General features: G+C 72.1%; 8 protein-coding genes. All 8 read left to right on the top strand.

Annotated elements, in window-relative coordinates; genetic code table 11:
• Positions 1–204 precede the first annotated feature (204 nt).
• The 8 genes from IF89_RS0130000 to IF89_RS0130035 all read left to right on the top strand — a co-directional run bounded on the left by IF89_RS0130000 (position 205) and on the right by IF89_RS0130035 (position 11,497).
• A complete protein-coding gene (locus tag IF89_RS0130000) occupies positions 205–2,226 on the top strand; it encodes a peptidoglycan D,D-transpeptidase FtsI family protein (protein ID WP_107047390.1) in 2,022 nt (673 codons plus the stop codon).
• Positions 2,227–2,271: 45 nt separating this feature from the next.
• Positions 2,272–3,981 carry a UDP-N-acetylmuramoyl-L-alanyl-D-glutamate--2,6-diaminopimelate ligase gene (locus IF89_RS0130005; RefSeq protein WP_030774777.1) on the top strand — a complete coding sequence of 570 codons (1,710 nt, stop codon included), beginning with the start codon at positions 2,272–2,274 and terminating at the stop codon, positions 3,979–3,981.
• A complete protein-coding gene (locus IF89_RS0130010) occupies positions 3,978–5,408 on the top strand; it encodes a UDP-N-acetylmuramoyl-tripeptide--D-alanyl-D-alanine ligase (protein ID WP_030774778.1) in 1,431 nt (476 codons plus the stop codon). The genes IF89_RS0130005 and IF89_RS0130010 overlap by 4 nt, the downstream gene beginning before the upstream one ends.
• On the top strand, positions 5,405–6,475 hold the full coding sequence (mraY, locus tag IF89_RS0130015; protein ID WP_030774780.1) for a phospho-N-acetylmuramoyl-pentapeptide-transferase: 1,071 nt from the start codon (positions 5,405–5,407) through the stop codon (positions 6,473–6,475). The genes IF89_RS0130010 and mraY overlap by 4 nt, the downstream gene beginning before the upstream one ends.
• Positions 6,457–8,052, top strand: coding sequence for a UDP-N-acetylmuramoyl-L-alanine--D-glutamate ligase (murD, locus tag IF89_RS0130020; protein WP_234327916.1), 1,596 nt, complete (start codon positions 6,457–6,459; stop codon positions 8,050–8,052). Before mraY ends, murD begins: the two co-directional genes overlap by 19 nt.
• A 70-nt stretch (positions 8,053–8,122) precedes the next feature.
• Positions 8,123–9,493, top strand: coding sequence for a putative lipid II flippase FtsW (ftsW, locus tag IF89_RS0130025; RefSeq protein WP_030774785.1), 1,371 nt, complete (start codon positions 8,123–8,125; stop codon positions 9,491–9,493).
• A 6-nt stretch (positions 9,494–9,499) separates the two neighbouring features.
• Entirely contained in the window at positions 9,500–10,594 is a 1,095-nt protein-coding gene (murG, locus tag IF89_RS0130030) for an undecaprenyldiphospho-muramoylpentapeptide beta-N-acetylglucosaminyltransferase (protein WP_030027892.1), read from the top strand.
• A gap of 30 nt (positions 10,595–10,624) precedes the next feature.
• Positions 10,625–11,497, top strand: coding sequence for a cell division protein FtsQ/DivIB (locus IF89_RS0130035; RefSeq protein ID WP_420706981.1), 873 nt, complete (start codon positions 10,625–10,627; stop codon positions 11,495–11,497).
• The last annotated feature ends 87 nt before the right edge of the window (positions 11,498–11,584 follow it).

Genomic DNA, 11,584 nt, shown 5'->3' on the forward strand with positions numbered 1-11,584 from the left:
TGCATATCGTCGGCAGCGTCAGATGTGTATAAGAGACAGGCCCCCGCCGCGCCCACCGCCCCCGCCCCGTCCGCTCCTGCCGAGCCCGCTCCGGCCCAGCCCGCTCCCTCCGGCAGCCCGCAGCCCAGCCAGACCCCTGGAAGGTGACGTCGTGACGCGGATCCCGTCCGAACCAGCCACCGGAGCGCCGCGGACGGTGGCCGGGTGAGCCCCCAGGAGCCGCCGCGACGGCGGGTGCCCGGCCCCGCCCGGCCGGCCCGCCCGGGCGACCGGCCCCGGTCCACCGCCCGCCCGGCCTCCCGGCCCGCGACCCGCCGCCCCGCCGGCCCGCGCCCGCCGCACACCATCCGCCTCGGCAGCCCCCGGCCCCGGCTGCGGCTGGTCGGCGTCGGTCTGACCCTCGTCATGCTCGCCTTCGTGGTCCGGCTGCTCCAGGTACAGGCCGTCGACGCCTCGTCCTTCTCCGCGGCCGCCTCCAAGAACCGGTACACCAGCGTCAAACTGGCCGCCGAGCGCGGCGAGATCACGGACCGCAAGGGCGTCGCCCTCGCCACCAGCGTTGACGCGTACGACATCACCGCCGACCCGAAGATGTTCACCCCGCAGGAGAGCAAGGCCCCCGACGCCCCCGAGCAGGCGGCGGCACTCCTCGCGCCCATCCTCGGCAAGGACGCCAAGGAGCTCACGGAGAGGCTCAGGACCAAGAACAGCCGGTACGTGGTCCTCGCCCAGCGGCAGACCCCGCAGGTCTGGAACCAGATCAAGGACCTGAAGCGCGTCTTCGCCGAGAAGGCGACCGCCGACAAGAGGAACAACGGCCCCGGCGCCAACGTCCTGGCCGGCGTGTTCAAGGAGGACAGCAGCAAGCGCGTGTACCCGGGCGGGGACCTCGCCGCCGGGATACTGGGTTACGTCAACGCCGAGGGCAAGGGCGCCGGCGGGCTGGAGTCCTCCCTGGACAAGAAGCTGGCCGGCAAGGACGGGGAGATCACCTACGCCCAGTCCGGCGGCCGCAAGGTCCCCACCGCAGGCTCCAGCGAGAAGCCCGCCGTGCCCGGCGACGACATCGAGCTGACCATCGACCGGGACATCCAGTGGGCGGCGCAGAGCGCCATCGCCGAGCAGGTCCGCACCTCCGAGGCCGACCGCGGCTACGTCATCGTCCAGGACACCCGCACCGGCGAGGTGCTGGCCATGGCCAACGCTCCCGGCTTCGACCCCAACGACCTGACCCGGGCCAGCTCCGCCGCCATGGGCAACGCCGCGCTGCAGGACGTCTTCGAACCCGGCTCCACCGCCAAGGTGATGTCGATGGCGGCCGTCCTGGAGGAGAAGAAGGCGACCCCCGACACGCGCGTCGAGGTCCCCAACCGGCTCCACCGCGGCGACCGGCTCTTCAAGGACGACGTCGACCACCCCACCTGGTACCTGACCCTCAACGGGGTCCTCGCCAAGTCCTCCAACATCGGCACCATCCTGGCCACCGGTCAGCTCGGACCGACCCAGGCCGATGCCAACAAGGTCCTGCACTCCTACCTGACCAAGTTCGGCATCGGCCGCCCCACCGGCCTGAACTACCCGGGTGAGTCCCGCGGCATCCTCGCCGAACCGCAGGACTGGTCCACCTCCCAGCAGTACACGATCCCTTTCGGCCAGGGACTGTCCCTCAACGCCATGCAGGCGGCCTCCGTGTACTCGACCATCGCCAACGGCGGAGTCCGCATCGAGCCGACCCTGGTCCGCGGCACCAAGGGCCCCGACGGCCGCTTCACTCCAGCCCCGGCCCCCGAACAGAACCGCGTGATCAGCCAGGAGACCGCCAAGACGCTCGCGGCGATGCTCGAATCCGTCGTCGACGACCAGGAGGGCACCGGAACCAAGGCGAAGATCCCCGGCTACCGCGTCGGCGGGAAGACCGGCACCTCCAACCGGGTGGATCCGGCCACCGGCCGCTACAAGGGCTACACGGCCTCCTTCGCCGGCTTCGCCCCCGCGGACAACCCGCGCATCACCGTCTACTGCGCCATCCAGAACCCCACCAAGGGCAGCTACTTCGGCGGCCAGATCTGCGGCCCCGTCTACAAGCAGGTCATGGAGTTCGCCCTCAAGACCCTCCAGATCGCCCCCACCGGCACCGCCCCCGCCGGGCTCCCGGTCACCTACGAGCCCGGCCCGCAGGCCGCCCGACAGCCCGCCCCGCAGCCCAGTCCGCAGCCCGGCCAGTGACCCACGGCCAGGGCCTGCCCGCCAGAAAAGCGTGAGGCACCACCAGTGACAACGATCACCCCGAAACCCGGGAACCGACCGGCCGCCGGAGCCGAGGCCGGGCCCTCACTTCGCGGCCCGGCCGCCGCGCCCGGTACGCTCACCGCCGTGCCCCACGCTGATCAGCCCAGAACCACCCAGCAAGACGCCCCGGCAGCGCCGCCGGGAGCGCCCAGGCCCGCGTCCGCCACTCCGAGCCCGCTGGGCGAGCTGGCCGCGCTGCTGGGCATCCCGTCGCCCGGCGCGGCGCAGATCACCGGGATCACGCACGACTCCCGTGCGGTCCGCCCGGGAGACCTGTACGCGGCCCTCCCCGGAGCCAGGACCCACGGCGCGGACTTCGCCGCCCAGGCCGCCGGCCTCGGCGCGGCCGCCGTGCTGACCGATCCCGCCGGCGCCGAACGCGCCGCGGCGACCGGCCTGCCGGTCCTGGCCGTCGCCGATCCGCGCGGCCGGATGGGCGAACTCGCCGCCGCGATCTACGGACACCCCGGCGCGGACCTGCTCCAGATCGGCATCACCGGAACGTCCGGCAAGACCACCACGGCGTACCTCGTCGAAGGCGGCCTGCGCGCGGCGGGCCGCAGCACCGGACTGGTCGGCACCGTCGAGATGCGCATCGGCGACGAGCGCATCAAGTCGGAGCGGACCACCCCCGAGGCCACCGACCTCCAGGCCCTCTTCGCGGTCATGCGCGAACGCGGCGTCGAGGCCGTGGCCATGGAGGTCTCCAGCCACGCCCTGGTGCTCGGCCGCGTCGACGGCTGCGTCTTCGACGTCGCCGTCTTCAACAACCTGAGCCCGGAACACATGGAGTTCCACTCCGACATGGAGGACTACTTCCAGGCGAAGGCGGGGCTCTTCACGCCCCGCCGGGCCCGCCTGGGCGTGGTCAACCTCGACGACGAGTACGGCCGCCGCCTCGCCAAGGAGGCGACGATCCCGGTCGTCACCTTCTCCGCCGCGGGCGACCCGGCCGCCGACTGGCGGGCCGAGGACGTCGTCACCGGCCACATGGACTCCACGCTGACGCTCGTCGGCCCCGAAGGACAGCGCGTCCGGGCGAAGGCCCCGCTGCCCGGCCCGTTCAACGTCGCCAACACCGTCGCCGCGATCGTCACGCTCGCCGCCGCCGGCCTCGACCCGCAGACCGCCGCCGACGGCGTCGCTGCGGTCCCCGGGGTCCCGGGACGGCTGGAGCGGGTGGACGCCGGCCAGCCGTACCTCGCCGTCGTCGACTACGCGCACAAGACCGATGCCGTCGAATCGGTGCTGCGGGCCCTGCGCGAGGTCACCACCGGCCACCTGCACATCGTCCTCGGCTGCGGCGGCGACCGCGACACCACCAAGCGCGCCCCGATGGGCGCCGCGGCGGCCCGGTTCGCCGACGTGGCCGTCCTGACCTCCGACAACCCGCGTTCCGAGGACCCGCTCGCGATCCTCGCCGCGATGTTCGGCGGCGCCGTGTCCGTACCGCCCGCCGAGCGCGGCACCGTCCTCGTCGACGCCGACCGGGCGGCGGCCATCGCCGCGGCCGTCGCGCGCGCCGAGCCCGGCGACACCGTGCTCGTGGCGGGCAAGGGCCACGAACAGGGCCAGGACACCGCCGGTGTCGTCCGGCCCTTCGACGACCGCACGGTGCTCCGCGCCGCGATCGAACGCCAACTCGTGCTCGATCGAACGACCCAGGTCCGACAGGCCGAGGTGAACCAGTGATCGCCCTTTCCCTCGCCGAGATCGCCGACATCACCGGCGGGCGGCCCCACGACATACCGGATACGTCCCTCCAGGTCACCGGTCCCGTCGTCTACGACTCCCGCGAGGTCCGGCCCGGCAGCCTGTTCGCCGCCTTCGTCGGCGAGCGGGTCGACGGCCACGACTACGCCGAAGGCGCCGTCGCCGCCGGAGCCGTCGGCGTCCTCGCGACCCGGCCCGTCGGCGTCCCGGCCATCGTCGTCCCCGACGTCGTGGCCGCCCTCGGCGCGCTCGCCCGCGCCGTCGTCGCCCGCCTCGGCACCGACGTCGTCGCCCTCACCGGGTCCGCCGGCAAGACCTCCACGAAGGACCTCATCGCGCAGGTGCTCCAGCACCACGCGCCGACGGTGTGGACCCCCGGGAACCTCAACAACGAGATCGGCCTGCCGATCACGACCCTGCGCGTCACCGAGGACACCCAGCACCTCGTCCTGGAGATGGGCGCCCGCGGCATCGGGCACATCCGCTACCTCACCGGGCTGACGCCCCCTCGGATCGGCCTCGTCCTCAACGTCGGCACCGCCCACATCGGCGAGTTCGGCGGCCGCGAGCAGATCGCCCAGGCCAAGGGCGAGCTGGTCGAGGCGCTGCCGGCCGAGGCGGAGGGCGGTGTCGCCGTCCTCAACGCCGATGACCTGCTGGTCCGTTCCATGGCCGCGCGCACGAAGGCGCGTACGGTGCTGTTCGGCGAGGCCGACGACGCCGACATCCGGGCCACGGAAGTCCGCATGACGGACAAGGGACAGCCTTCCTTCACACTGCACACACCGACCGGGTGCAGCGACGTGACCTTGCGGCTGTACGGTGAGCACCACGTGTCGAACGCGCTCGCCGCGGCCGCCGTCGCCCACGTCCTGGGCATGTCCGCCTCGGAGATCGCCACCGCGCTCTCCGGAGCGGGCACGCTGTCGCGGTGGCGCATGGAGGTCACCGAGCGGGCGGACGGTGTGACGATCGTCAACGACGCCTACAACGCGAACCCGGAGTCCATGCGGGCCGCACTGCGCGCGCTGGCCGCGATGGGCGGCGGCGGCAGGGCGAACGGGGGGCGCACGTGGGCGGTGCTCGGCCCGATGGCCGAGCTCGGAGACGACGCTCTCGCCGAGCACGACGCGGTCGGACGACTTGTCGTCCGGCTCAACGTGAGCAAGCTCGTCGCGGTCGGGGGCAGGGAAGCCTCCTGGCTGCAACTGGGCGCATATAACGAGGGTTCGTGGGGTGAGGAGTCGGTGCTCGTGTCCGACGCGCAGGCGGCGGTCGACCTGTTGCGCAGAGAACTGCGCCCGGGTGACGTCGTGCTGGTGAAGGCTTCCAGGTCGGCCGGTCTGGAGCGGGTGGCGCAGGCCCTGCTCCAGGACACTGTCGAGGGCGAGGTCACCGGCCGATGAGGCAGATCCTGTTCGCCGGTGTCATCGGCATGTTCCTGACCGTCATCGGCACCCCGCTGCTGATCAAGCTGCTCGCCCGCAAGGGCTACGGCCAGTTCATCCGCGACGACGGCCCGCGCGGCCACGCCGGCAAGAAGGGCACGCCCACCATGGGCGGTATCTCCTTCATCCTGGCCACGCTCGTCGCGTACGCCCTGACGAAGCTCCTGACCGGCTCGGAGCCCAGCTTCTCGGGCCTGCTCGTGCTCTTCCTGATGGCGGGCATGGGCCTGGTCGGCTACCTCGACGACTACATCAAGATCGTCAAGCGGCGCTCGCTGGGTCTGCGGGCCAAGGCCAAGATGGCCGGCCAACTCATCGTGGGCATCGCCTTCGCGGTGCTCGCCCTGCAGTTCAAGGACTCGCGCGACCTCACCCCGGCCTCCACCAAGCTGTCGTTCGTCACCGACTTCGGCTGGTCGATCGGCCCGGTGCTCTTCGTGGTCTGGGCGCTGTTCATGATCCTGGCCCTGTCCAACGGCGTGAACCTGACCGACGGTCTGGACGGTCTCGCCACCGGCGCCGCCGTGATGGTCTTCGGCGCCTACACCTTCATCGGCGTCTGGCAGTTCCAGGAGTCGTGCGCGATGGCGGCCGACCTGACCAACCCCAACGCCTGCTTCGAGGTGCGCGACCCCCTCGACCTCGCCGTCGTGGCCTCCGCCCTGATGGGCGCCTGCTTCGGCTTCCTGTGGTGGAACACCTCGCCCGCCAAGATCTTCATGGGCGACACCGGCTCGCTGGCCCTCGGCGGCGCGCTCTCGGGCCTGGCCATCTGCTCCCGCACGGAGCTCCTGGTGGCGCTCCTCGGCGGCCTCTTCGTGCTCATCACGATGTCGGTCGTCATCCAGGTCGGCTCCTTCAAGCTGACCGGCAAGCGCGTCTTCCGGATGGCGCCGCTGCAGCACCACTTCGAACTCAAGGGCTGGTCCGAGGTCCTCGTCGTGGTCCGCTTCTGGATCATCCAGGGCATGTGCGTCATCGTGGGTCTCGGCATCTTCTACGCGGGATGGGCAGCCGACAAGTGAGCGCCTCCGACCTGGCCGGCCTGCTCGGCCCCGACGCCCTGGGCCGCTTCGGCCTGCCGGGCCGGATCACCGTGGCAGGGCTCGGCATCAGCGGGATCAGCGCCGCCCGGGCCCTGGCCGGGCTGGGCGCGCGCGTGACCGTCGTCGACAACGGCGACGGTGACGCGCACCGGGCCCGGGCCGCAGAGCTCGCAGAGCTCGGCATCGAGGTCCGCCTCGGCCACCTGCCCGACGGATCCCGGGCCGGCGAGACCCTGCCCGAGGGCACCGAACTGGTCGTCACCTCGCCCGGCTGGCCGCCGCAAAGCCCGCTCTTCCTGGCCGCCGCCGCAGCGGGAGTCGACGTCGTCGGCGACGTCGAGGTCGCCTGGCGGCTGCGCGCGGCCGGCGCGGAACTGCGTGCCGCCCGCCGGGCCGCGGCGCAGGAGGCCGGCGAAGGGGCCGACGGGGCCGCGGCCGGCGACCGGGCCCCGGCGGGGCCCGCCGAATGGCTCGCCATCACCGGCACCAACGGCAAGACCACCACCACGCAGATGTTGGCGTCGATCCTGAAAGCCGCCGGGCTGCGCACCGCGGCCGTCGGCAACATCGGCACCCCGATCATCGACGTGGTGCTCGGCGAGCAGGAGTACGACGTGCTCGCCGTCGAACTCTCCAGCTACCAGCTGCACTGGGCTCCCTCGCTGCGCGTCCACTCGGCGGCCGTCCTCAACCTGGCGCCGGACCACCTCGACTGGCACGGTTCGATGCAGGCGTACGCCGCCGACAAGGGCCGGATCTACGAGGGCAACACGGTGGCCTGCGTCTACAACGTGGCCGACCCGGCCACCGAGGACCTGGTCGTCGAGGCCGACGTCGAGGAGGGCTGCCGCGCGATCGGCTTCACCCTCGGTGCCCCCGGCCCCTCCATGCTCGGCGTCGTCGACGGCATCCTCGTCGACCGGGCCTTCGTGGAGAACCGGCAGAAGAACGCCCAGGAGCTCGCCGAGGTCAAGGACGTCAACCCGCCGGCCCCGCACAACATCGCCAACGCCCTCGCCGCGGCGGCGCTGGCCCGCGCCTTCGGCGTGGAGCCGCGCGCGGTCCGCGACGGGCTGCGCGACTTCCGTCCGGACGCCCACCGGGTCGCCCGGGTGGACGAGGTCGCCTCCGTCGTCTACGTCGACGACTCCAAGGCCACCAACACGCATGCCGCACAGGCCTCCCTCGCCTCCTTCGACAAGGTCGTCTGGATCGCCGGCGGCCTCGCCAAGGGCGCGACCTTCGACGAGCTCGTGCAGAAGTCGGCCGAGCGGCTGCGCGGCGTCGTCCTGATCGGCGCCGACCGGGGGCTGATCGCCGAGGCGCTGGCGCGACACGCCCCCGAGGTCCCGGTCGTCGACCTCGACCGGACCGACACTGGGGCGATGCTCGCAGCGGTCCGGGAAGCGGCCGCGCTCGCCGAGCCCGGCGACACGGTCCTGCTGGCACCGGCCTGCGCCTCGATGGACATGTTCGCGAACTACAACAAGCGCGGGGAAGCGTTCGCCGACGCGGTGCGTGAACTGGCCGCCGACAGCGCCGCGGACACGGCCTAGGCCGGGGGCGCCGGGACAGGTTCCCTCCGGCCGGATGCTCGCCTCGTACGAGTGGAGGGGAAGATCACAGATGCCGGCCAAGCAGATGCTGCCGGGGCGGCGGCCGTCCGCCGTGAAGGCGCAGGGCCGCAAGCGGCCCGGGGTGAGTGCGAAGCGCCCGGCGCGGCCCGCCGGGCGCGGGCCGCTGGCCGGTCTCCGGCGTACCCAGTACCAGGTGCGCAGGGCGTGGGACCGTCCGCTCACGGCCTATTACCTGATCTTCGGCAGTTCGCTGCTCATCACCGTGCTCGGCCTGGTGATGGTGTACTCCGCATCCATGATCAAGGCGCTCCAGCTGGGCCTGGGAGACGCCTACTTCTTCAAGAAGCAGTTCCTGGCCGCCCTCATCGGCGCGGTCCTGCTGCTGGCAGCCTCCAGGATGCCCGCGAAGCTGCACCGCGCACTGTCCTACCCCGTGCTCGCGGGCACCCTGTTCCTCATGGTCCTGGTCCAGGTCCCCGGGATAGGGGTCTCGATCAACGGCAACCAGAACTGGATCTCCCTGGGCGGGCCGTTCATGCTGCAGCCCAGCGAGTTCGGCAAGCTGGCCCTGATCCTGTGGGGCGCCGACCTGCTGGCCCGCAAGGGCGACAAGGGGCTGCTGAGCCAGTGGAAGCACCTGCTGGTGCCCCTGGTTCCCGTCGCCTTCCTGCTGCTCGGCCTCATCATGCTGGGCGGCGACATGGGCACCGCGATGATCCTCGGAGCCATCCTGTTCGGCCTGCTCTGGCTCGCGGGCGCCCCCACCCGGATGTTCGTCGGCGTCCTGGGCTTCGCGGCTGCGATCGTCGCCGTGCTCATCAAGACCAGTCCGCACCGGATGGACCGCCTGGAGTGCATCGGCGCGACAGAACCGGGCAAGAACGACCTTTGCTGGCAGGCCGTACACGGCATCTACGCCCTCGCGTCGGGCGGCTGGTTCGGTTCCGGCCTCGGTGCGAGTGTGGAAAAATGGGGTCAACTACCCGAAGCCCACACCGACTTCATCTTCGCCATCACAGGGGAGGAACTGGGACTGGCGGGGACGCTGTCGGTGCTCGCCCTGTTCGCGGCTCTAGGCTATGCGGGTATCCGCGTGGCCGGACGCACGGAGGACTCCTTCGTACGGTTTGCCGCGGGAGGCGTGACCACCTGGATCACGGCCCAGGCCGTGATCAACATCGGTGCGGTGCTCGGCCTGCTGCCGATCGCCGGAGTCCCGCTCCCGCTGTTCTCCTACGGGGGGTCGGCCCTGCTGCCGACCATGTTCGCGGTCGGACTGCTCATCGCCTTCGCGCGGGAGGAGCCCGCCGCGCGCGCGGCCCTCGCGATGCGACAGCCGAAGACCGGCTGGCGGCGGACCGGGGTGAGATGGAAGTCGATGAGACGGCGCGTCAAGAAGCGTCCGTCCGGAGAGCGGTGAATTTCGGTGCATGTCGTACTCGCCGGTGGGGGGACCGCCGGCCACATCGAGCCGGCGCTGGCCCTCGCGGACGCCCTGCGCAGGCAGGACCCTTCAGTGGGCATCACCGCCCTGGGCACCGAACGCGGACTCGAAACCCGCCTGGTGCCGGAGCGCGGCTACGAACTGGGGCTGATCCCGGCCGTACCGCTGCCCCGCAAGCCCACCCCGGAGCTGATCACCGTCCCCGGACGGCTGCGCGGCACCATCAAGGCCGCCGAGGAGATCCTCCTGCGCACCAAGGCCGACTGCGTCGTCGGCTTCGGCGGGTACGTGGCGCTGCCCGGCTATCTGGCGGCCAAGCGGCTCGGGGTGCCGATCATCGTCCACGAGGCCAACGCCCGGCCCGGACTGGCCAACAAGATCGGCTCGCGGTACGCGCACGCCGTCGCGGTCTCCACGCCCGACAGCAAGCTGCGCGGCGCCCGTTACGTGGGCATCCCGCTGCGCCGCTCCATCTCCACCCTCGACCGCGCCGCCGTGCGCCCCGAGGCGCGCGCCGCGTTCGGCCTGGACCCCAACCTGCCCACCCTGCTGGTCTCCGGCGGCTCGCAGGGCGCACGCCGCCTCAACGAGACCATCCAGCAGGTCGCTCCGACCCTGCAGCGCTCCGGGGTGCAGATCCTGCACGCCGTCGGGCCGAAGAACGAACTGCCGCGTGTCGACAACATGCCCGGGATGCCGCCCTATGTGCCGGTACCGTACGTGGACCGGATGGATCTCGCGTACGCCGCCGCCGACATGATGCTGTGCCGGGCGGGAGCGATGACCGTCGCCGAACTGTCCGCCGTCGGGCTGCCCGCCGCCTACGTCCCGCTGCCGATCGGCAACGGCGAACAGCGGCTCAACGCCCAGCCGGTGGTCAAGGCCGGCGGCGGCCTGCTCGTGGACGACGCGGAACTGACGCCCGACTGGGTGCTCGGCCAAGTCCTCCCGGTGCTGTCCGACCCGCACCGCCTGTACGAGATGTCCCGCGCCGCCGGTGAGTTCGGCCGCCGGGACGCCGACGAGCTGCTGGTCGGCATGGTGTACGAGGCGATCGCAGCCCACCGGTCCCGCTGACGCGGGAGCACGGACGCAGGAGGCACAGGAGTGGCCGGAGCGACGACCGCGCAGCGCGGAACCCCGTCTCCCGATCGGCCCGGCCGGTCGCCCCGCCAGGGCGCCGGCCCGGCCCGGCCGCCCAGGAGCCCGAAGTCCGCGAAGCCCGACCGGCCCGCGAAGGCCGAGGGGCGGACCGCCCCGCGGGGCCCCGGCGCGCAGCTGCGCCGGGCCCCCGTGCTGGCCTCCCTGGCCGCCGCGGTGCTCCTCGTGGGGGGCGGCGCGTGGGTGCTCTACGGGTCCTCCTGGCTCCGCGTCGAGAAGGTCACCGCCACCGGCACGCAGGTGCTCACGCCCGAGCAGGTGCTCTCCGCCGCCGCCGTGCCGCTGGGCGCACCCCTCGTGAGCGTCGACACCGACGAGATCGAGAGCCGCGTACGGGGCCGTCTGCCCCGTATCGATTCGGTCGATGCGGTGCGGGCCTGGCCGCACGGAATCGGACTGAAGGTGACCGAGCGCAAACCCGTCCTGCTCATCAAAAAGGACGCCAACTTCGTGGAAGTGGACGCATCGGGTGTGCGATTCGACACGGTTCCGAAAGCACCCGCGGGTGTTCCGGTCCTCGAATTGAACGCGGCGGGCTCCCCGAGCGCCCGCCGCTTCGACGAGGAGCGGCTGCTGCACGAGGCCGTGCTCGTCGCCGGAGCGCTCCCGGCGCCGATCGCGAAGCAAACCGCGCAGGTCAAGGTGGGTTCCTACGATTCGATCGTGCTGGAGCTGACCGGAGGCCGGACCGTGCGCTGGGGCAGCGGCGAACAGAGTGACGCGAAGGGACGCGCGCTGACCGCTTTGCTGAAAGCCGCGCCGGGCGCCCGCCACTTCGACGTGAGCGTTCCCACCGCCCCTGCGGCGGCCGGGAGTTGACGTCAGGTCGAACAGCGGCGCACCCTGGTTGGCCAGCGATACGGGTGATCACATAGGGTGAAAAGAAAAACGGGAGGTTCGGCGTGT

The organism is Streptomyces sp. NRRL F-2664 (genome assembly GCF_000719345.1).
In the GTDB taxonomy this organism is placed as follows: domain Bacteria; phylum Actinomycetota; class Actinomycetes; order Streptomycetales; family Streptomycetaceae; genus Streptomyces.

Coding starts and splice junctions, on each gene's coding strand:
- mraY (WP_030774780.1), top strand. CDS start 5,405: ATGAGGCAGATCCTGTTCGCCGGTGTCATCGGCATGTTCCTGACCGTC.
- murD (WP_234327916.1), top strand. CDS start 6,457: ATGGGCAGCCGACAAGTGAGCGCCTCCGACCTGGCCGGCCTGCTCGGC.
- ftsW (WP_030774785.1), top strand. CDS start 8,123: ATGCCGGCCAAGCAGATGCTGCCGGGGCGGCGGCCGTCCGCCGTGAAG.